This is a genomic window from Comamonas sp. wu1-DMT (genome assembly GCF_040187805.1).
In the GTDB taxonomy this organism is placed as follows: Bacteria; Pseudomonadota; Gammaproteobacteria; order Burkholderiales; family Burkholderiaceae_C; genus Comamonas; species Comamonas thiooxydans.
In genome coordinates this window covers 198,215-223,539 of sequence record NZ_JBANEM010000003.1, presented here as the reverse complement: position 1 = coordinate 223,539, position 25,325 = coordinate 198,215, and the positions used below count along the sequence as shown (strand labels likewise).

Below are 25,325 nucleotides of genomic sequence, written 5' to 3'. Positions count from 1 at the left end.
AGGTGGTCAGACTGTAGAGAAGTGTGATGAGGTTGCATAAATGCCCATCAAGCATGAAGAAAAAGCAGGTGATGAGCTCACCGCTGCTCAAACTGGGCTGAACGCGTCAGAGGTAGCCCGGGTACTTGTTACCCTTGAAAAAAGACGACTTGAGCGCATTGCCCAGGCGCATGGAGTAAGTAGAAGAGTGGCGACCCAGATTGCGAATGCTTTCTTTGTGGGGCCCACGCCTTCAGGGGATTGATTTATCTCCATTTCTTGTCAAAATCCTGTATGTGCATACAGCAAGTGATGCACTTATTGCCCAGGCTTGAGCGATTCAGCCTGGTGGCAAAAGCTGGCAAAGCGGTGGGTTGTGCGTCTTGAGAGATTCGGACGCGTTTTGACAGTGAGAAGGTGCACGAAGCTAGTGCGCGCCACGACGTAGGGGTTTCGGCCGATACCCCCAATGCGACGAGGTAAAACTCATGAATGCACAACCCACTCAGCCTGGACGAAATCAGGCTATAGCGACTCACTCCTATTTACGACTGCGAGCCAGCCGCATCGCCGGCATGAGTCGGCAGTATGGTCTAACAGACAGCTCAAACTATGGGCCAGAACACTCTTGGCGCAGGTATGTTGGGATGGAGGCCATTCAAGGGAGAAGAACGCATGCCAATTGATACCTCAATTTATTCCCAAGTGGGAAAGGGCGGCGACCTGAGTGACTTGGTAAATGGCTATGCCATGGGGCAAAGAGCCCGCGTCCAAGGCCGGCTTGCAGACCTCCAACTTTCCCAGGCCGAGCGCGAAGCCGCACAGGGAAAGGCAGTCAACGATGCCTACTCCGGCAGTATTGGCGCTGATGGCAAGGTCGATTATGGAAAGATGTATTCCCAGTTGGCCTCTGGAGGCCATGGTGCAGCAATTCCTGGCCTGCAGAAAACGCAGGCAGAGCAGGAAAAGGCAGCCATGGCAGCTGAAGCAGAAAAGCTGAAGCTGGGCCGCACCAAGTTCCAATACTTCGCTCAGGCGCTTCAGCCACTTCTGCAACTGGAGAACATTGACGATGACTCCATCTTGCGCACGCTGAATGGCGTGGTTGACCAAGGCTATCTGGCTCCTGAAGCGGCAGCTTCTTATTTCAAAACACTTTCCCACAGTCAAGAAATTCGTCGGAGTGAGATTCGCGGTGCGCTGTTTCAGGTTTTAGATGCAGCAAAGCAGTTTGAGGAAATGACGCCCAAGGTGCAGGCCCAGAACCTGGGCGGCCGCACTGCGATGGTGGACATGAACCCGGTCACCAATCCGGGCGTGGTGGGGCGGGAGTACCAGCGCACGGCCACGCCTGGCGAGGTGGAGGCGGCACGCCATAACCGTGCCAGCGAGGGGCTCACAGCCCGTGGCCAAAACCTTGCAGATAGCCGCGCAAGGGAAGCCAATGCCAATAATTTGAGCAGGCCTTTTGAGGTGACAGGGGAGGACGGTAAGCCAATGCTGGTGCAGCAGGACAAGGCTGGGAATATTCGTCCAGTGCAGGGGTATGCGCCGAAGGGTGGTGCTGGCACATCGAAACCGCTGCCGACTGCAGCTCTCAAGATGATTCAGGAAAGCAAGGATGCCATCGGAACGGCCTCGAGCATCAATGCCGACCTCGGTGCGATATCTCAACAAATTACCGATGGAAATTTGTCCTTTGGACCAGTCAGCAACTTGTGGAATGCGGCGCGGAACGCCGCTGGCTCGAGTACCGAGCAAAGCCGCAACTTCGCCTCGTTCAAGGCTAGTCTGGAGAAGTTGCGCAACGACTCTCTGCGCCTGAATAAGGGCGTACAGACCGACGGCGACGCGCAACGTGCATGGAACGAACTGTTCCAGAACATCAACGATACAAAGTTGGTCCAGAAACGACTGGGGGAAATCAAACGGATAAACGACCGTGCGGTGCAACTGCGGCAGCTGGACATCGATGGTGTGCTGCAGAACTATGGCCGTAGTCCCATGGATACCGGCGCCTACATACGTCAGCCTTCGGCTCTTTCGGGAAGTAACTCGGCTCTGCCTCCACGCGACGCGCCTGCAAATTCGTCCATCGACGCGCTCCTCGATAAATACAAATAGGGTGACCTATGGCAACCATGCAACAACTTGAGCAGGCTCTGATTAGGGCCGATGCAGCAGGAAATACCGACGACGCCCGCGTGCTGGCCAGTGAAATCCGGCGTATGCGTGCAGAGCTCCCAGGAGATGCACCATCCGCCTCTGGAGATTTGAGCAGCCTGATTACGGGCCAGAAGCAAAAGCGCGATGTTGGCGTGATAGAGGGCACTGCTGCAGGCGTCGGCAGAGGCGTCAAGGATGTCCTGGATACTGGCGCGCGGTGGCTGGCGAGTGGATTCGACAAAATCGCTGGCACCAAGGAGGGCGAGCGCGTCAAAGCCATGAACGAGCAGGGTGAAAGCGAGTTCAAAAAATACTATGGTGATAGCACAGCTGCCTCTGTCGGGCGTGTTGGCGGCAACATCATCGCCACGCTCCCAGTTGGCGGCGTGCTGGGCGCTGGAGCAAAGGCGGCTGCCGCAGCAGGTGTTGCGCCCAAGGTGCTTATGCCGCTTGGCGAGGCCTTGGCGTCTGGTGGGGTGCGGGCTGGTGGCGCGGGCATGGCAACGCGTGTCGCAGGAGGTGCAATCACAGGTGGAGCTAGTGCCGGCCTTATTGACCCAGACAGCGCAGGCACCGGGGCCGCCATCGGTGCTGCATTGCCGGTAGCTGGGAGGGCATTGGGACGGCTCGCCGATTTGCTTAAGGGCCCTGAGTTGTCAGCGCAGGCTGCAGCAACAGTGCGCAAGGTCACGGATGCCGGATATGTTCTGCCTCCCTCTCATGCGCGTCCCACACTGCTCAATGGGGTTTTGGAAGGCGTTGGAGGAAAAATAAAGACTCAGCAGACTGCGAGCGTCCGTAATCAGCAAACGACAAACCAGTTGATTAAACATGCGCTTGGTCTTTCCGATGATGTAGACCTGAGCCCTCAACTCTTCGCAAATATGCGAAGGCAAGCGGGCCAGGCCTATGAGTCGCTTCGCAGTATGGGAACTGTGAAAACAGATGATGCCTTTCTGGAAGCTGTGAAAGATATTGGCGCACAGTACGCAAATGCAAAGCGAAGTTTTCCCGGGCTGGTTCCTGATAATGGAGTCGCAGGCATGGTTAGAAGCCTGAGGGTCAAGAGTATGGATGCCTCAAGCGCAGTAGATGCTATTCACGTGCTGAGGGAGCAGGCGAAGAGTGCGTACAGTTCTGGCAATGGAGCCGTGGCCAGGGCATCAAACAAGGCAGCTCAAGCCTTAGAGGACGTGCTTGAGCGTCAGCTTTCTGAGACAGGCAACAGTGGCATGGTTAATAGCTTTAAAGAAGCCCGCCAGCACATTGCCAAGATTTACGAAGCCGAGAAAGCGCTGCACCCTGGGTCAGGCAATATTGATGCACGTAAGCTAGCTGCATCGTTGCGCAAGGGGAAGCCGTTATCTGGCGAGATTCGGCAAGTTGCAGAGGCCGCTGATGCCTTTCCAAAGGCGTTTCAAGCGCCAGAAGGGGTCGGTTCTGTGGCCCCGTTCTCTGTGCTGGATTCCGCTTTTGCCAGCGGAGTAGGCCTAACTACCGGCAGTGCCCTTCCTTTGGCGTGGCTGGCAGCGCGGCCGGCAATGCGGGCGGCAGCACTCAGCCCCATGGTGCAGAGAGGTTTATCTAGCTCTGGAGGAGCCTTGCCTCTAAGCGTTCTTGCCGGAAAGTCTGCGCCATTGCTCTACCGAGTGGCTCCCGTAGCAGCGGCGAGCCCTTAAATTGCAGAGGCACGGGTCAAGATTGTCGGTCCTGGCTCGACAACTTGGCCCAAGCTTTCTCGCAGCGCTTGAGATACGGCTGCTGCACCAAGAATACGATGACAGCTGCCAAGCCCAATCCCACGAGCCAAGAGTCAAACCAAAGCCCAGCGGCTAGGCCCCAGCCTGCGCCAAGTAGCCACGACAGTTCTTCAACTACGCCTGCAACTGCAGTAGCCGTACGCACCTCATTCTCCGAAGCCTTATGCATGGCAAGTCCTCCTGATTGCGCATAGAGGATACCTGCGCCAGTACCAGCTCATGCAGCACAAAAAGACTAGGCAGTTAGTCATGCAGCACCGAGACCTTGGTGTGGCAGGCTTTCTGGAGCATGGTGCTGGCTTAGGCCATTCGCCGCTTGAACTCTTCCAACAACTTGATGAGCTCGTCTGCTTGAGCCGCAGACGTAGCGAATGGGTAGTCGCCCACTGTGGCTCGAATCACATCATGGTGGTCAATGTATAGCAGGTGTGTTTCTGCGTAGTCTTTGAAATCCGAGGGCGGCACGGCACTTAGTGTGGGAATGTCCATAACCTCGTTTTCGTGGCCATCGATTTTTACTGACATCCATCCTGTGTAAGTCATATCGCCCCTTATTTTGTGAAGTCTCATTCTATGAGGGCTACCTACAGGGGGAGGGCAGGGCTGGGGCCTGTTAAGAAACGTCAAGGTTCGAAGACCAGAACCTTGTTGTGCAGCGTGGCGCGTATGTGGGCAGAACTTGTCAAAACTTGACATTGGCAGCGCTTGCGGACGGCCCGATTACGGCACTCCGAGTGGTGGCTCTAGGGAGGGGTTAGGGTGATGTCCACGGAAAGAGCACCTCCAAGATTACCCCAAGGCCTGAACGAGCCAGCACCCTAATGTTTCCCTAATGTTTGGATGCGGGAGCACGAAGGTGAAGGGCGAGGATGGGCGGCCTCGCACGGCAATGCCGCCATAACCTGCTTGAAAATACAGCGCTGTACATGTTGAGAAATGTTGAGGCTGAAGAACCTTTGCCAACATGAGAAAACCTGAAGTTGACCCAGCATTTCTTTACGCATCGCGCGCGCGAAGAACTTGATAAAACTTCAGTTTTTCCGCGACCTTCGAATGCGATACGCGTGACTGTCAGCTCTTGCACGCCTCTTCCACGCGTCACAGTCCCCCGCACTTGAAAAACAATCACCGGAAATCAAAACCAAGGCCCTTGCATGGGGCATCGAAGGGTCTTGAATGAGGGCGAAGGTCCTGCAGCCGTACCTGGCGCTCCCCGAAATCGCGGCAGTCCTATATGCCAAAGAAGGGAGTCCCCAAACTGGGGGCACCTTTTCACGAGTGCGTGACTTGTACCGCCGCCATGCCGATGAGTTCCGGTTCGGGGTACCAGATGGACAAGCAGAGCACATGGACGCGGGTTCAATTCCCGCCAGCTGCCGTTGCCGCCCATGTTTTCTTCACGACAACATGCCAGACAACGGTCAAACCCCAGCTAAGCCCAGCAACGGTGCGGCCTGGTACATGACTCTCGCCGGGTGGGTGGAAGGGGAGCGACCTAGGACAGAACCACCCGGATGCACCAGGTCGAATGGAGATGATTTCCAGTGTCGCTCACGGATTACCGCTATCTGATGGCGGTTTCAGTGGTTGACTTGCGCCATTTGGCATTGCCTGATTCAGATAGCGTGCGACAAACGCCCCCAAAAATCCACTGAATAGAAGCGAGTCAATTTTCTGGAGGCGGTCTTTATCTAGCCACATCCAAGCATCAGGTATCGCAAGGTGAGCTATTCGAACAATGAATAGACATAGCATTCCAAAGCTTGCGATTTTTACTGCCCAGATGATTGCGCCATGCACCACATGTTTGAGGTGTGCTTGGCGAGTTTCATCAGTCCCGTAAAGCTCCTTATCCTCAGCTTGAGCAAGGCTGGTAGCACTTGGCCCACTCCCTAATGTGGGAAACAAGCCATCAGTGCCAATCAGACTGTTTGGGTCAATTGGCATGCTGCTGGCTGAGGAACTGCCTACGTTTTTCCGCCAGCTCTTTATAGTGCTGCTGAATGAGCGTTTGTGGAATCACTGCGCCCTTCATGTTGCGCCCATTTGCCAAGTTCCACGTCATGTCCCACGGGGTGCCTGGTCGGTGAGTGAGGTCGCTAAGCTGCAGCCCACCGAACTGCTTGTAAGCATTCCAGACGCTATCCAGAAAAGTACGGGTTTCCGCATCTTCAACGGTTGGAAGTGCATCGGTGAACGGGTTATCCGTTTGCTGGCGCAGTATGGGTGAGCTCCCATACTGCTTGAATTTCCGATACACACTCTCAATGACAGGCCCGTACTGCCATGCTTGGACCTCCTCACCAATGAGGGGCTTGTCATACAAGCCAAGCGCCCAACCCTGAGCAATGTAGACGAGCTTCAAAAGCTTCATCGGCGTGATTGGCAAGCCTTCAGCCTGTGCTTTTCCCACAAAGTAATTGGCGACAGAAATGGTCGAATGCGTTTCCATTTTTGGCTCCTTTCCTCAATGGTTGTCGACATAGGTTGGCCTACACAAGTAGGAGCTGTGGATTTTTACATAGTTCCGGCAGCGCAGGATGACAACCGTGCTTGCCTTCGTTTTGTAGCACGCGTAGCACCTGTGTAGCACGAGCCAATCAGCCGCAAACCCGCATGGAATAAGGCTGTATCACCTGTAGCACGCGTAGCACCAGAAAAGAGCGAAGGACCAGAAGGAAATTCCGCAGACGACCTGCGCCAGCCTTCTTGCTCTTTCTTGTACGTGGCCACTATTCCGTTTCCCCTGCTGTGATGGCGTGGATGGCGCTGGCAGGTCCTGCTCCATGTTGCCGCAATGGGGCAAAGTGAAGACACTCCAAAATTTGTTGGTACTTTTGTTGGTACTTTTTGGATGGGGAATGCAAGAGTCCTTATTTCACAAGAGGTTCAAGCTGATATGACGTTCCTTGGAAAGCGGCCCAAGCCGGCGCAAAGCACAACCGCACGCGGGCAGCTGGCCGAGGATGCCGCGTTGGCGCATTTGCAGACGCGGGGCCTGAAGCTTGTCGAGCGCAATTATCGGACGCCGGGCCGTGGTGGCGGCGAAATCGATTTGATCCTGCGTGACCGCGACGGGTCTTTGGTGTTCGTCGAAGTCCGCAGCCGCAACACCGAGCGCTTCGGCGGTGCCGGCGGCAGCATCGGCCGTCTCAAGCAGCAGCGCATCGTGCTGGCCGCCAGATACTATCTGATGCGGCTTGCGGCAGCGCCGCCATGCCGCTTTGATGTGGTGCTGGTCGATAGCGCCGGGAACCAGATGCGCCTCGAATGGCTCCAAGCGGCATTCGAGGCGCTTTAGTCGCCGCGTCATAGTTGTGCGCAACACTGATGCGCAAATAACGGTTTGCTACCAAAGAGATAACAGGTGGCGGGTATCATCGGGCCTCCATGCTAGAGCAACGAATTCAACAGCATTTCATCGACAGTGCCGACCTGAAGTACCAGGCCGCCCAGGCGCTGAGCCAACCTATTGCTTCCGCCGTACAGGCCATGCTGGCCTGCGTGACGGGCGGCGGCAAGGTGCTGGCCTGCGGTACGGGCGTTTCGGCCAGCGATGCCCAGTTATTTGCCTCCCTGTGCGTGACAGGGTTCGAGCGCGATCGTCCCGAGCTGGCGGCCGTGGCCCTGACTTCCGATGGCGGCCTGCTGGGCAGCGTGGGAGCCACGGGCTCGGGCGGCAATGCCAGCCAGTATCTGGCGCGTCAGGTGCGGGCGCTGGGGCAGCCCGGCGATCTGCTGCTGCTCATGTCGGTGACCGGCAACGACACGGCTGTGCTGGAGGCTCTTGAAGCCGCCCACGAGCGCGACATGATGGCCGTGGTGCTGACAGGCCGCACCGGCGGAAATCTGGCCACCGCCGTGCGAGAGACCGATGTACTGATCTGCGTGCCCCACGACCGTGCGGCGCGCGTGCGCGAAACCCATACCTTGATCCTGCACTGTCTGGCCGATGGTGTGGACTCTCAACTGCTTGGTGACCAGGAGATGCCTTTATGAAGTTGAAGTGGACCCGTGTTGCATGTGCGGCCCTGACTGTTGCCGCTCTGGGCGGTGCCTTGAGCGGTTGCGTGGCTCTGGTGGGCGGCGGTGCTGCTGTGGCGGGCATGTCGGCAGTGGACAGGCGTACCACCGGCACACAGGTTGAGGACCAGGGCATAGAGCTGCGTGCCGGCAATCGCATCAGCGAGGTGATGGGCGACAAGGCCCGCGTCAGCGCCACCAGCTACAACCGTGTGGTGTTGCTGACCGGCCAGGCAGGCAATGCGACGGACAAGGCAACCATCGAGAAGCTGGTGCGCGAACAATCCACCGTGCGCCAAGTCTATAACGAGATCGAGGTCGCGCCTTTCACGGCCACTCTGGGTCAGCGCTCCCAGGATTCTCTGATCACGACCAAGGTCAAGGCTAGTCTGGTCAACGCCAAGGACATTTCATCCTCGGCCATCAAGGTCGTGACCGAGAACAACGTGGTCTATCTGATGGGCATAGTCACGCCGCGCGAATCCAAGCGGGCTGCCGAGATCGCTCGTGGCGTCAACGATGTGAGCAAGGTTGTGCGCCTGTTTGAGGTCATCTCCGAAGATGAGCTGGCTGCAGCAACATCCAAGGCCGCCCCTGTGGTCGAGGATCGCTCCAGCATGAACTGAGGTGAGCTGACGGTCACAAAAAAGCCGGACTCGAGTCCGGCTTTTTTCATGGCGCAGCGGCTCAGCGCAAGCGCTGGATCAGGCTGGAGGTATCCCAGCGATTGCCGCCCATGGCCTGTACATCGGCATAGAACTGGTCCACCAGCGCGGTGACGGGAAGGCGTGCGCCATTGCGCTGGGCCTCGGCCAGCACCAGCCCCAGATCCTTGCGCATCCAGTCCACGGCAAAGCCGAAGTCGAACTTCCCCACGGCCATGGTCTTGCCGCGATTGTCCATCTGCCAGCTCTGAGCGGCGCCCTTGCCGATCACGTCGAGGACCTTCTCCACGTCCAGGTCGGCGCGCAGGCCAAAGGCAATGGCTTCGGACAGCCCCTGGACCAGGCCCGCAATGCAGATCTGATTGACCATCTTGGTCAGTTGACCGCTGCCGCTGGCACCCATATAGGTAAAGGCGCGCGAGAAGGCATCAGCCACCGGTGCCACCTGGTCGAATACCTCCTGATCGCCACCGCACATGACAGTGAGCTGACCGTTGACCGCACCGGCCTGACCACCCGATACCGGGGCATCCATGAAGTGCAGGCCGCGCTGGAGGGCCTGTGCATACAGCTCGCGTGCCACCTGCGCCGAGGCCGTGGTGTGATCTACAAAGATGGCCCCAGGCTCCATGCCCGCAAAGGCGCCGTCGTCTCCCAGCGCAATCGAGCGCAGGTCGTCGTCGTTGCCCACGCAGCAAAAGACCATGCGTGCACCCTTGACGGCTTCACGGGGCGTGGCTGCATGGCGGGCGCCGACAAATTCCTCGACCCAGGCCTCGGCCTTGGTGGTCGTGCGGTTGTAGACCGTGACCTGATGGCCTGCCGCAGCCAGATGCCCGGCCATGGGGGAACCCATGACGCCCAGACCCAGAAAGGCCACAGGAGTGGAAGTGCAGGGTGCGTAGCTGCGGGAGGCGATGGTGGCTGTGCTCATGAAATCCTCTAAGACTGGGTACGGAACAGTTCGATCATGGTAGCGCCGCAGTGCATGGCCTTGGCGTAGAGCAGGGTCCTGGGCGGCCCTGCCGCCCCACAGCAAAGCCAGCGCTCCACCTGTGGGAGGAGATGCCGGCGCCTTGGGGTTAGACGATGGTCAGATGCTCGGTGCCGGCCGCCAGGTCCAGAGTCCGGGCACGCTGGCTGTTGAGCTTGATCTGCAGACGCAGGTCGTTGACCGAGTCTGCATTGCGCAGCGCGTCTTCATAGGTGATGAGATTGGACTCGAACAGGTCGAACAGCGCCTGGTCAAAGGTCTGCATGCCGATGTTGCGGCTTTTCTTCATGATCTCCTTGATCTCGACGACTTCACCCTTGAAGATCAGGTCTGCGATCAGCGGAGAGTTGAGCATCACCTCGATGGCGGCGACACGGCCCTTGCTGTCCTGCTTGGGGATCAGGCGCTGGGAAATGATGGCCCGCAGATTCAGCGACACGTCCATCAGCAGTTGCGGACGGCGCTCTTCGGGGAAGAAGTTGACGATACGGTCCAGAGCCTGGTTGGCACTGTTGGCGTGCAGCGTGGCCAGACATAGATGCCCGGTTTCCGAGAACGCAATCGCGTGCTCCATGGTTTCTCGGTCACGGATTTCGCCCATCAGAATCACATCGGGCGCCTGGCGCAGCGTGTTCTTGAGCGCGGCTTCCCAGCTTTCAGTGTCCAGTCCCACCTCGCGTTGCGTGACCACGCAGTTCTTGTGCGGATGCACGAATTCCACGGGGTCTTCCACGGTGATGATGTGGCCGAAGGAGTTTTCATTGCGCCAGTCCACCATGGCGGCCAGCGTGGTGGACTTGCCCGAGCCCGTCGCGCCGACCAGGATGCACAGGCCGCGCTTGGTCATGGTCACTTCCTTGAGCACCTGCGGCACGCCCAGGCCGTCAATCGTGGGCAGGGTGCTGGGAATGGTACGCAGCACCATGCCGACCTTGCCCTGTTGCATGAAGGCGTTGACACGGAAGCGCCCCACACCGGCAGGCGAGATGGCGAAGTTGCACTCCTTGGTGTGTTCGAAGTCCGCCACCTGCCTGTCGTTCATGATGGAACGCGCCAGGGCCAGCGTATGCAACTGGTTCAGCGGCTGGGGCGAGACCTTGGTGACTTTGCCGTCAATCTTGATGGCGGGCGGAAACTCTGCAGTGATGAACAGGTCGCTGCCGTTGCGGCTGACCATGAGCTTGAGCAGATCGTTGATGAATTTACTGGCCTGATCGCGTTCCATGATCGTTCCTTGAGGCAGCGTCAAAATTGGCAGAGCCCAAGTGAGAGACGCCGAGCAAGAGCCGCCTCGCGGCGAGGGCGTCGTCCCCCTGGGGGGAAGCGGCAAAGCCGCTCAGGGGGGAGGCATCATCCAGGAAAATTCTCGGGAATCTTCGCCTTGCTGCGCGCTTCGGCCGGGCTGATGAGGTTGCGGCGCACCAGATCGGTCAGGTTCTGGTCCAGAGTCTGCATGCCCATGTTCTGGCTGGTCTGAATGGTGGAGTACATCTGTGCCACCTTGGCTTCGCGGATCAGGTTGCGGATGGCGGGCGTGCCCAGCATGATCTCGTGTGCGGCCACACGGCCCTGGCCGTCCTTGGTCTTGCACAGCGTCTGCGAGATCACGGCCTGCAGCGACTCGGACAGCATGGCGCGCACCATTTCCTTTTCCTCGGCCGGGAAGACGTCGATGATACGGTCGATGGTCTTGGCGGCCGACGAGGTGTGCAGCGTGCCGAACACCAGGTGCCCGGTTTCGGCCGCCGTCATGGCCAGACGGATGGTTTCCAGGTCCCGCATTTCGCCGACCAGAATCGCGTCCGGGTCTTCACGCAGCGCGGACTTCAGCGCTGCCGCGAACGACAGCGTCATGGGGCCGACTTCGCGCTGGTTGATCAGGCATTTCTTGGACTCGTGCACGAATTCGATGGGGTCTTCCACCGTCAGGATGTGGCCGTACTCGGTCTCGTTGAGATAGTTGACCATGGCGGCCAGCGTGGTGGACTTGCCCGAGCCCGTGGGGCCGGTCACCAGCACCAGGCCGCGCGGCTTCAGGGCCAGGTCGGCGAAGATCTTGGGTGCGTTGAGTTGCTCCAGTGTCAGGATCTTGCTGGGAATGGTACGGAACACGGCCGCCGCGCCGCGGTTCTGGTTGAAGGCGTTGACACGAAACCGGGCCAGGCCTTCAATCTCGAACGAAAAGTCCACTTCCAGAAACTCTTCGTACTGCTTGCGCTGGGCATCGCTCATGATGTCGTAGACCATGGCGTGCACGGTCTTGTGGTCCAGCGGATCGATGTTGATGCGGCGCACATCGCCGTGGACGCGAATCATGGGGGGCAGGCCTGCCGACAAATGCAAGTCCGAAGCCTTGTTCTTGACACTGAATGCCAGCAATTGCGTGATATCCACGGAGATCCCTCTCTGGTTTGATACTCTGGCGCCAATTATGACGACGATTGAAAACAATCTGGGGCAGATTCATGCCCGCATTGCAGCCGCTTGCGCCAGTGCAAGCCGGCCCGTGACATCGGTGCAACTGCTGGCCGTTTCCAAGACCTTCGGCGCGGATGCGGTGCGCGAGGCGGTGCTGGCCGGCCAGCGCAGCTTTGGCGAGAACTATATCCAGGAGGCGGTGGAGAAAATTGCCGCCGTGCGCGCCATGCAGCTGGCGGGCGGCGAGGCGCTGCAATGGCATTGCATAGGCCCCATCCAGAGCAACAAGACGCGGCTGGTGGCCGAGAATTTCGACTGGGCCCAGACCGTGGACCGGCTCAAGATCGCCGAGCGTCTTTCGGCCCAGCGTCCGCAGGGCATGGCACGGCTCAATGTCTGCATCCAGGTCAATGTGGATGGCGGCGCCACCAAGTCCGGCGTAATGGCCGAGCAAGCACTGGAGCTGGCCCAAGCCATGGTGAAACTGCCCAATCTGCAGCTGCGCGGCATCATGAGCATTCCTGACGATGCTCCTGATTTCGAGGCGCAATGCGCAGTCCACAAAAAGGCCAAAGCCGTTTTTGAGTCCATCAAGGCCAGTGGTCTCGCGGGGCTGGAACATTTCGACACGCTGTCCATGGGCATGACCGGCGATCTGGAAGCCGCCGTGGCAGCAGGCAGCACCATGGTGCGCGTGGGCAGCGGGATCTTTGGAAAGCGGAGCTACACCCCCTGAGGCGCTTCGCGCCTTCCCCCTCTCTGCTTCGCGGAGGGGGACGACACCTTCGGCGCGGGGCGGCCCTTCCTCGGTGTCTCTTTGTCAGGCCACGGCAGTTTTTAGGCTTGTACTCAAGGCCGCTTCATCTGGCACTCCGTGGGTAGATCAAGCTGCTGGGCGGAATAGACGGCATCGGTTCTGAAGCCGTAGTTCGTGCCTTCCCAGCCGGTCTTGACCAGCTTGCCGTCCACGGGGGCGATGGTGTTGACGACCTGGGGCAGCAGCAGCTGGTGGTCCTTGCCGCGCATCCTGACGGGGCCGAAGACGGTGTCCATGGACATGTCCTCCATGGCCTTGGCAATTTTCACGGGCTCGGTGGACTGGGCCTTGGCCATGGCAGCGGCCAGCATGCGCGGCACAAGATCCATGCGCGGGGCGAGAAAGTCCTGGTTCATCCTGGCCTTGTACTCCCTGGCCCGGGCGTCTGCCTGGGCTCGGTCGGCCATGCCGGGATGCCATTCCGCGACCCAGGTCACCTGGCCGATCCTGGCCTGGGAAATCGAGGTCACGGTGCCCGGAAAGCCGCCGGCACTATGGTTGAAGTAGCGCAGGTTGTAGCCCGAGTCCCCGGCGGACTTGAGCAGCAGAGCCAGATCCTGGCCCCAGTTGCCGGTGATGACCGAATCGGTGCCGACCTCCTTGATCTTGGCCACATAGGGCGCAAAGTCCTTGATGCGGCCCATGGGGTGCAAGGTCTCGCCCACGAACTGCACATCCGGCCTTGCCTTGGCTACCATGCTGCGGCCGAAGCTAGCCCATTGCTTGCCATGGGCGTAGTCCTGGTTGAGCAGAAAGACCTTGCGGATCTCGGGCTGGGTCTTGATGTAGTTGGCAATGGCCTGCATGCGCATGGCCGTGTTGGCGTCGAACATGAAATGCCAGAAGCTGCAGGACTTGCCGGTCAGCTCGGGATCGATGGAGCTGTGGTTGAGTATCAGCACCTCCTTGCCCGGATTGCGCTGGTTGTAGCGCGCCGCCGCCTGCACCAGCGCCGTGACCACCGATGAGCCCGAGCCCCCCGTCACCACCACGCGTGCGCCCTGATCAATGGCGGCCTGCAGCGCGCTCTGGCTCTCCTGGGCCGAGAGCTTGCTGTCGAACTGCAGCAGCTGGAATTTCGCGCCGTTGTAGAGGCCGCCCTTGGCATTCACGTCATCGACGGCGTAGAGCACATGGTTGCGCATGACTTCACCCACATTGGCAAACGGGCCGGAGAGCGGGTCGATGAACGCGATCTTGAACGGCTCTGCCGTCTGGGCGGATACGGTGCCGGCACACAGGCTGGCAGCCAGCGCAAGGGCTGAGAAGCGAACTGACATGGTTTTGTCTCCAGGAGTTGGAATGGCGCCTTGGCCTTCGAGGCTCTCAGCTGGCGCTGTTGGTGGTGGATGAAGCGCTCTTGCGGCGCCTGGGGGGCGAAGGGTTCTGCGCTGCCGGCGCCGGCGCGGCTCTGGCCGCGCGTTTGCGCGCAGGGGCCGCCGCAGTGCGCAGGCCCAGCACGCGCGAGGCCAGCTCGGTGAGCTCGACCACCATCTCGGCTGGGCCCAGCTTGCCGCCAGGCTGATACCAGTTGTAGAGAAAGCCGGGCAGACTGCAGGCCGCCTGTGCCGTGATGCGGGTGTCGCGGAAATCGAAATGCCCGCTGGCGCGGCCTTCGTCGAGCAGGGCGCAGAACTGCTTGTAGAACTGCTGGGCCACATTGCGCGAGGCCTTGAGATAGGCGGGGCTGAAGGCCTGCGGCTCGCGGTAGGGGAAGAAGCCCGCCGGGTAGTGCGCAATGGTGGCGGCGATCAGTCGCTGAAGACCGTCGATGGCTTTTTCATGCGCGGGGCGCGGGTCGTCGGCCGCAAAGTCCAGCACCGTGAAACAGGCCTCGGTCGGTGCCCAGCACAGGGTTTCGAAGATCTCCTGCTTGTTGCGGAAGTAGTAGTAGACAAAGGGCTTGGTCACGCCCAGCGCCTGCACGATCTGCTCTATGGTGGTGTTGGCATAGCCATAGCGGTCGAACAGGGCTTCGGCGGCCTTGAGAATGCGCTCGCGCTTCTCGTCGGAGCCGGCTGTGGGCAGGCGCTGGCGGCCGCGCGGCGCCACGGGCGCAGCCGGCTTTTTCTCGGTCTTTCTGGTCGTGGCGGGCATGAGGGTTTGCGTGTGTCGCATTCGTTATACCAATGGGTAGCATTGTTCTACCGGCAGGTATACATTGACAAGACGCCGAGTAGCAGATTGCCCTAAGGCAATCCCTGAGAACGCCCGCAAAGTGGCGCCGCTGTTCGGTCTATACGAGACACCCAGGAGACAACCATGGCTGAATCCGAAATCCTCATTCCCCTGCATGAGGCCTTGCGCCGCAATGCGCGCCAGCACCCCGAGCGCGATGCCTATATCTGGTACGGCCAGCACATCAGCTGGCGCCAGGTGGACGAGGCCAGCGATGCCGTGGCCGCGCATCTGCAGCAACTGGGCGTGAAGCCCGGCGAGCCTGTCGCCCTGTTCATGAACAACTGCCCGCAGTACATCATTGCGCACTACGCGGTGCAGAAGATCGCGGCCATCGTCTGTCCCTGCGGGCCGCTTAACAAGGAGCATGAACTCGAATATCAGCTCAATGATCTGCAGGCCAGGGTCATCATTGCGGCCGATGTGCTGCTGCCCGTGGTCGACAAGGTGCGCGGCAGCACCGCACTGCAGCATGTGCTGGCCGTGCGCTACGGCGACTGGCTGCCCGCCAGAGTCACGCTGCCCCTGCCTGTCGAACTGCAGGCCCCCGTGCAGCCGCTGCCCGGCAATGTGACGTCGTTCTGGGATCTCATGCACAGCGGCGCCAGGCCTTCCCATGTCGAGGTGGACATGGACGAGGTGGCGCTGATGACCTACACCTCGGGCACCACGGGCCTGCCCAAGGGCGCCATGCTGAGTTTTGGCGCGGCCGCCTACAAGACGGCCGGCGCGTCCCGGGTGACCGGCGTCAGCGCCGAGGATGTCCTGCTGGCCGTGGCGCCGCTCTATCACATCGCCGGCATGTCCATGGGGGTGAACATGCCCGTGCATTCGGGGGCGCCCTGCGTGCTGCTGCATCGCTTCGATCCGCTGGCCGTGGCGCAGGCGCTGGAGCGCTACCGTGTCAGCTGGTGGTACAGCATCGCGCCCATGAATGTGGCGCTGATGCAGGTGCCGGGCGTGGAGAAGATGGATTTCAGCGCGCTGCGCCGCAACACCGTCACCAGCTTCGGCATCAGCTATACCGAGGATCTGGCCCAGCAATGGCGCAGGTTCGCACCTAATGCCATCTCCAGCGAGGCGGCCTACGGCCTGTCCGAAACCCACACCATGGATACCTTCATGCCGGGCGATGCCATTCGCTGGGGCACCCATGGCAAGCCCGCGCCGGGCAACGAAATCCGGGTGATAGATCCGGAGACCGGCGCACCGCTGGCTGCAGGCGAGGTGGGCGAGATCATCATTCGCGGCCCGGGCAACTTCAAGGGCTACTGGAACAAGCCCGAGGCCACGGCCAAGACGCTCAAGGACGGCTGGGTGCATACCGGCGATATGGGCAAATTCGATGCGGACGGCTATCTGACCTTCATCGGCCGCTTCAAGGAAATGATCAAGGTCTCGGGCTACAGCGTGTTCCCCGAGGAGGTGGAGACGATTCTGATCAAGCATCCGGCCATCGCCCAGGCTGCCGTGATCGGTGTTGCCGACGCTCAGAAAGGCGAGGTCGTGCGCGCCTTCATCGTGCGCAAGCCCGGGCAGAGCCTGGAAGCGGAAGGCCTGCTGGCCTGGAGCAAGGAAAACATGGCCAGCTACAAGGCGCCGCGCGAGGTGCGCTTCATCGATGCCTTGCCGGCCACAGGCGCTGGAAAGGTATTGCGCCGCCTGCTCAGGGACATCCCCTGATCGACACACGCTGCTGGCTCCGGATCGGCGCAGGTTGCGAACCATTCAAACGAGATAGGACTTGCGCAAACAAGAGTACAACAGCGGCCTGCTTCCTGAGGCCGTCGCCCTGCCTGAGCCCGTTTTGCGTAAGTCGTGGAGAGTCCTATGTTCAAGAAAGTCCTGATCGCCAACCGCGGTGAAATCGCGCTGCGCATCATCCGTGCGCTGCAGGAGCTGGGCATTGCCAGCCTGGCGGTGTATGCCGCCGACGATGCGGCGGCCCCGCATGTGCAGGCCGCTGACGAAGCGCAGGCACTGGGCGCCAGCGGACCGGCTGCCTATCTCGATGGCGCGCAGCTGCTGCGTATCGCGCAGCAGCACGGTTGCGATGCGCTGCACCCGGGCTATGGCTTTCTCAGCGAGAACGCGGACTTTGCGCGCGCCTGTGCGGCAGCGGCCCTGCGCTTCATCGGCCCGACGCCCGAGCAACTGACGCTGCTTGGCGACAAGGCCAGGGCCCGTGCGCTGGCGCAGCAATGCAGTGTGCCCCTGATGCCCGGCAGCACCGAGGCCGTGACGCTGGAGCAGGCACAGCAGTTCTTTGCGCGCCAGCAGGCCGACGGGGCCAGCGGCATCATGATCAAGGCCATCGGCGGCGGCGGCGGTCGCGGCATGCGTGCGGTCACCGAGGCTGCCGAAGTGGCGGCCGCCTACCAGCGCTGCCGCAGCGAGGCCCAGGCAGCCTTCGGCGTGGATGGCGTCTATGTCGAGCGGCTGATGAGCGGCGCGCGCCATATCGAGATCCAGCTGCTGGGCGACGGCAGCGAATGGCCGATGGCGCTGGGCGAGCGCGAATGCACGCTGCAGCGGCGCTTTCAGAAGCTGGTGGAGATTGCACCTAGCCCCAGCCTGACGCAGCCGCTGCGCGAGCGCATCACCGAGGATGCGCTGCGCATGGCAGCCAGGCTGCGCTACGAAAGCCTGGGCACGTTCGAGTTTCTGGTCGATCTGCAGTCCGAGTCTCTGCCCTATGTGTTCATCGAGGCCAACCCGCGCCTGCAGGTGGAGCACACGATTACCGAAGAGGTCTTTGGCGTTGATCTGGTGCAGGCCCAGATCCGCATTGCGGCGGGCGAGCACTTTGCCGACCTGGGCCTGAATGTGAATGCCCCGCCCCGGCCGCGCGGCCATGCCATGCAGTGGCGCATCAATGCCGAAACCCTGGATGCCCAGGGCAACTCCCGCCCCGGCAGCGGCCGCATTGCCGCGCTGCAGTGGCCGCAAGGCCCCGGCATACGCCTGGACGGTCATGCGCAGCAGGGGGCGAGCCCGTCGCCGCATTACGACACCTTGCTGGCCAAGCTCGTCGTGCACAGCAGCGCGCCGCATTTCGAGGATGTGCTGCGCCGCTCCCGGCGCGCGCTGGCCGACTGCCGCATCGCGGGCCTGGCCACCAATCTGCCGCTGCTGCAGGCCCTGGCCCAGCGGCCCGAGATGCTGGAGCAGACCGTGCACACGCGCTGGCTGGAAGAGGTCCTGCCGCAGCTGGTGGAAGCCGCAGAAAAGATAGCTTCAAGCGCAAGTCATTCAAGGAATTTAGATACTTTTGAGTCTAAAAACAATGTATCCCAAGCGCAGCAAGCTCCTGAAAATGCAGTGCTGGCCCCCATGCCGGCCAGGGTCGTGCAGTGGTCTGTTGCGGTGGGCGAGACGGTGGCCAAGGGCGCCGAGCTGGGCATTCTCGAAGCCATGAAGATGCAGCATGTGCTGTTCGCGCAGGCGGCGGGCCGGGTTCAGGCGCTGCTCGCGGAGGCCGGCAGCTATGTGGCGCAGGACCAGGCCTTGCTGGTGCTCGCGCCCGTTCAGGGGGAGGCCGCGCATGCCGAGGTCGTGCCGCAGCGGCAGGATCCCGACCACATTCGAGACGATCTGCAGCGCGTCAAGGATCGCCATGCCTTCACGCTCGATGCAGCGCGGCCCGATGCCATGGCCAGACGCCATGGCCAGGGCAGCCGCAGCGCGCGCGAGAACATTGCCGATCTCTGCGATGCAGGCAGCTTCATCGAGTACGGGGCGCTGGCGATTGCCGCGCAGACACGCAGGCGCAGCCTCGACGATCTGGTGGCCAACACGCCGGCCGACGGCATGGTCACGGGCATGGGCTCCATCAATGCCGCGCAGTTCGGCGCGGAGCGCTCGCGCGCCGTGGTCATGTCCTATGACGCCACGGTGCTGGCCGGCACCCAGGGGGCGCGCAATCACGCCAAGACCGACCGCATGCTGGGCATCGCGCTGCAGCAAAAGCTGCCCGTGGTGCTGTTTGCCGAAGGCGGCGGCGGCCGGCCCGGCGATACCGACACGCCCGTGGTCGCAGGCCTGCATGTGCATACCTTCGCGGCCTATGCGGCGCTCTCGGGTCAGGTGCCCGTGGTGGGTATCACCCATGGCCGCTGCTTTGCGGGCAATGCGGCGCTGCTGGGTTGCAGCGACGTGATCATCGCCACGCGCAGCAGCAATATCGGCATGGGCGGACCGGCCATGATCGAGGGCGGCGGCCTGGGTGTCTTCCGTCCCGAGGAAGTCGGCCCCGCCAGCGTGCAGCATGCGAATGGCGTGATCGATATCCTGGTCGACGACGAGGCCCAGGCCGTGGCCGCGGCCAGGCACTATCTGTCCTTCTTCCAGGGGCGGGTCGAGCAATGGTCCGAGCCCGATCAGCGTCTGCTGCGCCAGGTCGTGCCCGAGAACCGCCTGCGTGCCTACGATACGCGCGCAGCCATGGCCGGGTTGGTGGACGAGGGCAGCCTGCTGATGCTGAGAACCTGCTTCGGCGCCGGTATCCACACGGCGCTGGCGCGCATCGAGGGGCGGCCCGTGGGATTGATGGCCAACAACCCGGGCCATCTGGGCGGCGCCATCGATGCCGATGCGGCCGACAAGGCGGCGCGTTTCATGCAGTTGTGCAATGCCCACGGCATCGCCATCGTCAGCCTGGTCGATACGCCCGGCTTCATGGTCGGGCCGGAGATCGAGAAAACCGCCCAGGTGCGCCATGTCAGCCGGCTGTTCGTCATGGCGGCCAAGCTGCGCGTCCCGTATTTCAGCGTGGTGCTGCGCAAGGGCTACGGCTTGGGCGCCATGGGCATGACGGCGGGCAGCTTTCATGCGCCCATCTTCAATGTGGCCTGGCCCACGGGCGAGTTCGGCGCCATGGGCCTGGAAGGGGCTGTGCGGCTGGGCTTTCGCAAGGAGCTCGAAGCCCTGCCCGAGGGCGCGCAGCGCGAGGCGTTGTTCCAGAAGCTGCTGGCCCAGCAATACGCACATGGCGAGGCCATGCACATGGCGGCCACGCTGGAAGTCGATGCCGTCATCGACCCTGCGGAGACCCGCGCCTGGCTGGTGCGCGGCCTGGCCGGTGCGCGACTGCGCGATGAGCCGGCCCGGTTTGTCGATACCTGGTAGGGCGGAGGGCTAGCGTTCGTAACCGGGGCTGCGCCTGTCCAGCCTGCGTAGCAGCCCCGGCCAGTTCAGCGCGCCGGAGCCCATGCCCTTGGTGACCTGCTGCGCCGAGGTGGCGATGATGGCCGGGTCAATCATGGTCAGTCTGCCGCCGCCGGACTGCGCGCGTACTTGGATCATGCACACCGACTCGAAGGTATACATGGCCATGAAGGCGTCGGCGACGCTTTGGCCCACGGTCAGCAGGCCGTGGTTGCGCAGCATGAAGAAATTGTTGTTGCTCAGGTCGCGCACCAGGCGAGGCTTTTCATCGTCGCGCAGCGCTACGCCCTCATAGTCGTGGTAGCCGAGCGAGCTGAGCACGAAAATGGACTGCTGGGAGATGGGCAGCACGCCATCCGCCTGCGCCGACACGGCCACGCCGTTGACGCTGTGGGTGTGCAGCACGCACCCGGCGTCCTCGCGCGCCGCATGGACGGCGCTGTGGATGGTGAAGCCTGCCGGATTGATGGGGAAGGGCGAGTCCATCACCACATTGCCCGCAAGATCGACTTTCACCAGCGAGGATGCGGTGATCTCGTCGAACATCATGCCGTAGGGATTGATGAGAAAGTGGTGCTCCGGCCCAGGAATCTTGGCGGTAATGTGGGTGTAGACCATATCGTCCCAGCCCATCAGCGCGACTAGGCGGTAGGCAGCCGCCAGATCGATGCGCGTGCGCCATTCCTCGGCGCTGATCTTGCCCTGGAGGCTGGGAGTGTCCTGTATCGATGTCTTCATGAAGTGAACTCATTGTTGGGGGATAGAAGATAGAGGCTTGCGTGCAGGTATCCGGGGCGACTCAGGCCACCTGCGGCACGGCATGCCGTGGGGATGGGCGCACGGTCAAGAGCAGCAGCAGACCCGCTGAGACATACAGTGCGATCACCAGATACATGCTGTAGGTGTTGTTGCCGGTCTGCTTGATGAGCAGGGCGTTCGCATAGGGGCTGAAGGCGCCGCCCAGGTTGCCAAGGCAGTTGATGAGGGCGATGCCGATGGCGGCTACCTTGGCGGGCAGATACTCGCTGACCATGGCGAAGAACAGCGGCGTGGCCGAGGCCAGGCCGATGACCCCAAGCGGCAGAGCGAGCAGCGAGCCCGGCAGATTGCCCTGCAGCAGGGTCGTCGCGTACAGGCAAACCGCGGCTAGGCCTGTGCAGGCGGCAAAGTGCAGACGGCGCTCGCGATGGCGGTCCGAGTGGCGGCCAATCAGAATCATGCCCACCACGCCGCAGGCATTGGGGATGGCGGCCAGCAGGCCGACGGTCAGCACGTCCTTGACGCCCCAACTCTGGATCAGCGTCGGCATCCAGAACACCATGGTGTAGCTGGCCCCCAGCAGGCAGAAATACGTCAGCGCGAGTAGCCACGTCTTCGGATCGCGTAGCAACTGGCCGTGGGTGGCGTTGGCGGCCTTGTCGGTGGCGGAGCTCTGCTCTTGGGCGAAGCTCTCGTTGATCACATCCTTTTCGGCGTGGGTCAGCCATTTGGCCGAGCCGGGCTTGTCCTGCAGCCAGAAAAAAGCCACCACGCCCAGCACTGCTGCGGGCAGGCCTTGCACCAGGAACAGCCATTGCCAGCCGTGCCAGCCGTTGACCCCATTCAGGTATTTGAGGGTGGCACCGCTCAACGGCCCGGCCAGAACGCCGATGATCGTCGTGGCTGCCATGAAGGTGGCGATCACTTGCCCTCGGCGCGTTGACGGATACCAGTAGGTGAAATACAGAATCATGCCGGGAAAGAAACCGGCCTCGAAGGCTCCGAGCAGAAAGCGTGCAATGTAGAACTGTGTCGGCGTCTGCACGAACATCATGCCTGCGGCGATCAGGCCCCAGCACACCATGATGCGCAGCAGCGTCTTGCGCACGCCGATCCGCTCCAGCAGCATGTTGCTGGGCACTTCAAACAAAAAGTAGCCGATGAAGAAAATTCCTGCGCCCAGGCCGTAGACAGCCACATCCCAGGGCAGGGTCTCCTTCATCTGTAATTGGGCGTAGCCGACGTTGACGCGATCGAGGTAGGCCACCATGTAGGCAATCAGGAGCAGCGGCAGGATGCGCCAGCTGACCTTGGAAAAGACGGCATTGGTCACTGCCGTCGATGCATCGCCGGGCTGCCGAGCGCCTGATGTGGGGAATCCTTGCGGTGGATTGCTCATGCTGCCTGCCTCCATCATTCGTTGTGTGGCAGGCAGTCTAGGAACAGGGGGCAAGATGCGTCACCACCTGTTTGGGTGGTATTAGGGTTTGTCGCCAGGTCTTGCAGTCGCCCAGGCGTCTCGCGCTACGGCCCTGGGCGCGTTGTCGGAAGGTGCGGATGAACCCCGAGTGTCCAAGATGAGCGATCAAAACGGACATGTGGGTTCGTGAACAGTGTCTCAGTCCAGCAGGTGCAGACGCCGGGCCTGGGCGATGGCCTGCGTGCGGTTGTGTGCATCGAGCTTCATGTACAGCCGTTTCAGGTACCACTTGACCGTGTTTTCAGTCAGTTGCAGCCGTTGGGCGATTTCCCGGTTGCGTCCGCCCAGTGCCAGTGCCTGGAGCAGTTCGCGTTCGCGCTGGCTGAATGTGCCGATGTGTCGCGGCTTCTTCTGCGCATCAGCCGTGCTGCGTCCTGCCGCCAGCACCTGGTGGAGATATTCGCGCGGTGCAGGCAGTGGCGCGGCGCTGGTCAACCAGGCGCCGATGCGGTCGAGCACGGGCGGCCCCTCGTCGGCAAAGCTGCGCACAAAGCCTTGTCGGCTACCCATGTCCAGTGCTGAGGCCAATGCAGCATCGGCATCGCTGCATTGGCCCAGCGCGTCCAGCGCGCAGGCATGCAGAATGCCGAGCTTGAGCGCGCGCCAGCCGCGCTGCATGAACTGCGCCTGGGCCAGCCGCTGCGCAATGGCTGGCAGTGCCTGGCGCGCCTGGCCGCTGCGCACCAGTAGGCGCAGCCAGGTCAGGTCGCCAGCCTCGGCATCGGTGGCGAAGTGAAAGCGGCCTGCATCGGGCCGTTCTGTGGGCATCAGCTTCTGCGCCAGGTCATGCTGGCCCGATAGCGTGGCCATGCGCACCTTCTCCCAGCGGCAAGCCATCACCAGCCGGTGAAAATTCCGTTGCAGGGCGCGTGCCAGCGTCCTGTCCAGAATGGCTTGCGCGGCCTCGTGGTTGCCGCGCGCAAAGTCCAGCCGTGCCGCAGCCAGATAGCTGCCTATCGCCAGATCAGTGGCCTGGGAGTCGTCAGCATGTGGCGTATGCAGGGCCAGCAATGCTTGCAGCGCATCAAGCTGGTCGGTTTCGTAGAGCAATTCGCAGCGCAGCCCCAGGCCGGGGGCTGCATACTCGCTGCGTTCATCCATGCTCTGGCCGCTGTAGCAAGCCAGAGCCTTCCGCAGTTCGCCGCGTGAACTCCAGATGGCCGCACGCAATCCCTGTGCAGCTGACAGGCCGAACAAGTGCAAGGCCTTGCGGTTGTGGAGGTCGGCCTGATCCAGCAGCGCCAGCGCCGTATCGAAGTTCATGCGCGCAAGCTCGGCATAGGCTTGCACATTGAGCATGCTGCCTCGCGCATAGTCATCTTCGGTCCATGAAAGATTGCGCTGGATGACACGAAGCACCTGCTCCATATCGCCCGAGGCAATGGAGATCAGCGCCTCCAGCGCCAGATAGTCCTCCCGCATCGGGCGGTCGAACGCCTGCTGGGCGGACAGCGCGCGCAGCTGCTGAAAGCGCGCCTGAGCCTCCTCGACCTGATGCAGATAGGCATGCGCGCGGGCAGAGGCCCAGACAATGCCTGGATGGCTGTCCGCGATATGCGCGGGCAGGCGGGCAATCGCTTGCTGGACTGTCGCCAGGTGTCCGCTGAGCACCAGCGGGCGAGCTGCGCGGTTCACCAGCGCGGCAGCGAAATCCGGGTTGCCGCAATCGAGACCGTGTCCCACGGCTTCGGTCAGCAGGCCTCTGGCTTCCAGCCAGGCTGCTGCCCTGCAGTGCAGCAGCGCGGCGCGACCGGGGTGAAGGGCGTCCAGGCGCTTGCGCAAGAAATCCTGCAGCAGCGAGTGGCAGATCCAGGCGCCGCTCTGCCCCGGCCCCTGGCTCAGCGGCGTGATGAATTGCAGGCTCCGCGCCATCTCCTCCAGCAGCGGCGCGCTGTCGCTGCGTCCGCATAGCGCATCGCACAGAGAGGGCAGCAGATAGCGCAGCACGCAGGTGTCGAGCAGAAAGGCTCGCCATTGCGGTGGCTGTTGCTCGAAGACCTCGTTGGCCAAGTATTCGGCCAGATCGGAGCGGTTGTCCTGCAGCATGTCCAGGAAGCGCGGGTCGTTTTCGCTACGATGCAGCGCGAGCGCCCCCAGGCGCAGTGCAGCAGGCCAGCCCTCGCAGCGTTGGGCGATCAGCTCCAGCCATGGCTGGGGTGGCGGGGGGCGGCCGACATTGCCCACCTGCAGCAAGGCCCGGGTTTCGCCGTCATTGAAGCGCAACTGACGTGCGCTCCACTCCAGCAGACCCGCGCCGACCTTCATGCGCGCGAGCGCAATGGGGGAATGGGGGCGGGCGCTGGCGACGATACGCAGATTGTCCGGCGCAAAGCGCAGCAGCTGATGCAGCAGTCGTACCGAGGCGCTTGTCTGCACCGATTCCAGCTCGTCCAGGAACAGCACCCGCTGCCCGGGCAGCAGGGCCACGGCCTGTAGCCATGTGCCCAGATCGGCAAAGCGCGCGATGCCGCTGGCGCTGCGGCTGCCCCAACTGCGGTCTATGCAGGCCTGCAGATGGGTCAGCAGGTGCAAGGGGTCCTCATCGCATGGGTCCAGCGTCAACCAGTGGCAAAAGGTGGCGGGCGCGCTGCCCAGGTGCTCGAAGAGCAGGCTCATCAGCGTCGTTTTTCCGTAGCCAGCCGGGGCGCGCAGCATCAGAACCCGCCATTCCGGCGTTTGTTTCAGCATTCCCAGCAGCTTGCTGCGCGGCACGCAGGCGTGGCCAAGCCTGGGCGGTTGCAGCTTCCCTTCAAGGGCTGCATAAGCGCAGGCGTCGGCAGATGGTGTTGGAGGCGCAGGCATTCGGGTGTTTCAGCAGTCGCGGTCGGCGGCGTGAGCGTGAGCTTGGCACAAGAGCGGCGCAGCGGGTGTAGCCAACGTGCCTGGCGGGCCAGAGGCTGTACCGCTGCGTGATAAGCTG

Annotated in this window: 19 protein-coding genes; 9 read left to right on the top strand and 10 right to left on the bottom strand. The window is 61.8% G+C overall.

All coding sequences use genetic code 11. From position 1 onward, the window contains the following. The first annotated feature begins 40 nt into the window (after positions 1-40). The 3 genes from V8Z78_RS06950 to V8Z78_RS06940 all read left to right on the top strand — a co-directional run bounded on the left by V8Z78_RS06950 (position 41) and on the right by V8Z78_RS06940 (position 3,824). Entirely contained in the window at positions 41-244 is a 204-nt protein-coding gene (locus tag V8Z78_RS06950) for a hypothetical protein (protein WP_349731137.1), read from the top strand. A 410-nt stretch (positions 245-654) separates the two neighbouring features. Then, on the top strand, positions 655-2,103 hold the full coding sequence (locus tag V8Z78_RS06945; protein ID WP_349731136.1) for a hypothetical protein: 1,449 nt from the start codon (positions 655-657) through the stop codon (positions 2,101-2,103). Positions 2,104-2,111: 8 nt separating this feature from the next. Further along, entirely contained in the window at positions 2,112-3,824 is a 1,713-nt protein-coding gene (locus V8Z78_RS06940; RefSeq protein WP_349731135.1) for a hypothetical protein, read from the top strand. A 1,632-nt stretch (positions 3,825-5,456) separates the two neighbouring features. On the opposite strand, the gene V8Z78_RS06935 is transcribed toward V8Z78_RS06940, so the two are convergent. Both V8Z78_RS06935 and V8Z78_RS06930 read right to left on the bottom strand, forming a co-directional pair. Then, on the bottom strand, positions 5,457-5,852 hold the full coding sequence (locus tag V8Z78_RS06935) for a hypothetical protein (protein WP_349731134.1): 396 nt from the start codon (positions 5,850-5,852) through the stop codon (positions 5,457-5,459). Continuing rightward, complete coding sequence (locus V8Z78_RS06930; RefSeq protein ID WP_349731133.1) at positions 5,842-6,357, bottom strand: Panacea domain-containing protein; 516 nt, start codon at positions 6,355-6,357, stop codon at positions 5,842-5,844. The genes V8Z78_RS06935 and V8Z78_RS06930 overlap by 11 nt, the downstream gene beginning before the upstream one ends. A gap of 447 nt (positions 6,358-6,804) precedes the next feature. Between V8Z78_RS06930 and V8Z78_RS06925 the strand changes: the two genes are divergently transcribed. The 3 genes from V8Z78_RS06925 (at position 6,805) to V8Z78_RS06915 (ending at position 8,554) form a co-directional block, all read left to right on the top strand. Then, entirely contained in the window at positions 6,805-7,206 is a 402-nt protein-coding gene (locus V8Z78_RS06925; RefSeq protein ID WP_349731198.1) for a YraN family protein, read from the top strand. An 89-nt stretch (positions 7,207-7,295) separates the two neighbouring features. Continuing rightward, positions 7,296-7,904, top strand: a complete 609-nt coding sequence (locus tag V8Z78_RS06920; protein ID WP_003068456.1) for an SIS domain-containing protein — start codon at positions 7,296-7,298, stop codon at positions 7,902-7,904. Next, positions 7,901-8,554: a BON domain-containing protein gene (locus V8Z78_RS06915; protein WP_003068458.1), complete on the top strand. Its 654-nt coding sequence runs from the start codon at positions 7,901-7,903 to the stop codon at positions 8,552-8,554. Before V8Z78_RS06920 ends, V8Z78_RS06915 begins: the two co-directional genes overlap by 4 nt. 61 nt (positions 8,555-8,615) lie before the next feature. Here V8Z78_RS06915 and V8Z78_RS06910 read toward each other — a convergent pair whose 3' ends face one another. The 3 genes from V8Z78_RS06910 to V8Z78_RS06900 form a co-directional block, all read right to left on the bottom strand. Continuing rightward, positions 8,616-9,527, bottom strand: a complete 912-nt coding sequence (locus V8Z78_RS06910) for an NAD(P)-dependent oxidoreductase (protein ID WP_003068460.1) — start codon at positions 9,525-9,527, stop codon at positions 8,616-8,618. Between the two features lie 148 nt (positions 9,528-9,675). Continuing rightward, the gene (locus V8Z78_RS06905; protein WP_003068462.1) at positions 9,676-10,812 is read right to left on the bottom strand and encodes a PilT/PilU family type 4a pilus ATPase; all 1,137 of its coding nucleotides are present in this window, start codon (positions 10,810-10,812) and stop codon (positions 9,676-9,678) included. Between the two features lie 125 nt (positions 10,813-10,937). After that, the gene (locus V8Z78_RS06900) at positions 10,938-11,981 is read right to left on the bottom strand and encodes a type IV pilus twitching motility protein PilT (protein WP_003068464.1); all 1,044 of its coding nucleotides are present in this window, start codon (positions 11,979-11,981) and stop codon (positions 10,938-10,940) included. 37 nt (positions 11,982-12,018) lie between these two features. Between V8Z78_RS06900 and V8Z78_RS06895 the strand changes: the two genes are divergently transcribed. Continuing rightward, positions 12,019-12,741, top strand: coding sequence for a YggS family pyridoxal phosphate-dependent enzyme (locus V8Z78_RS06895; protein ID WP_349731132.1), 723 nt, complete (start codon positions 12,019-12,021; stop codon positions 12,739-12,741). A gap of 113 nt (positions 12,742-12,854) precedes the next feature. Here V8Z78_RS06895 and V8Z78_RS06890 read toward each other — a convergent pair whose 3' ends face one another. Then, complete coding sequence (locus tag V8Z78_RS06890; protein WP_280006714.1) at positions 12,855-14,102, bottom strand: branched-chain amino acid ABC transporter substrate-binding protein; 1,248 nt, start codon at positions 14,100-14,102, stop codon at positions 12,855-12,857. A gap of 46 nt (positions 14,103-14,148) precedes the next feature. Next, positions 14,149-14,919, bottom strand: a complete 771-nt coding sequence (locus tag V8Z78_RS06885; RefSeq protein ID WP_046461641.1) for a TetR/AcrR family transcriptional regulator — start codon at positions 14,917-14,919, stop codon at positions 14,149-14,151. 165 nt (positions 14,920-15,084) lie between these two features. Between V8Z78_RS06885 and V8Z78_RS06880 the strand changes: the two genes are divergently transcribed. Then, positions 15,085-16,683, top strand: coding sequence for an AMP-binding protein (locus V8Z78_RS06880; protein ID WP_003068472.1), 1,599 nt, complete (start codon positions 15,085-15,087; stop codon positions 16,681-16,683). 147 nt (positions 16,684-16,830) lie between these two features. Next, positions 16,831-20,127, top strand: coding sequence for an acetyl-CoA carboxylase family protein (locus tag V8Z78_RS06875; RefSeq protein WP_349731131.1), 3,297 nt, complete (start codon positions 16,831-16,833; stop codon positions 20,125-20,127). A gap of 9 nt (positions 20,128-20,136) precedes the next feature. On the opposite strand, the gene V8Z78_RS06870 is transcribed toward V8Z78_RS06875, so the two are convergent. From V8Z78_RS06870 to V8Z78_RS06860, 3 genes are all read right to left on the bottom strand, one after another. Further along, entirely contained in the window at positions 20,137-20,904 is a 768-nt protein-coding gene (locus V8Z78_RS06870; protein WP_349731130.1) for a class II aldolase/adducin family protein, read from the bottom strand. 61 nt (positions 20,905-20,965) lie between these two features. Beyond that, positions 20,966-22,324 (bottom strand): MFS transporter, encoded by a 1,359-nt coding sequence (locus V8Z78_RS06865; RefSeq protein ID WP_349731129.1) that lies wholly within the window; start codon positions 22,322-22,324, stop codon positions 20,966-20,968. A 219-nt stretch (positions 22,325-22,543) separates the two neighbouring features. Next, positions 22,544-25,093, bottom strand: a complete 2,550-nt coding sequence (locus tag V8Z78_RS06860) for a winged helix-turn-helix domain-containing protein (protein ID WP_349731128.1) — start codon at positions 25,091-25,093, stop codon at positions 22,544-22,546. Positions 25,094-25,325: the final 232 nt, after the last annotated feature.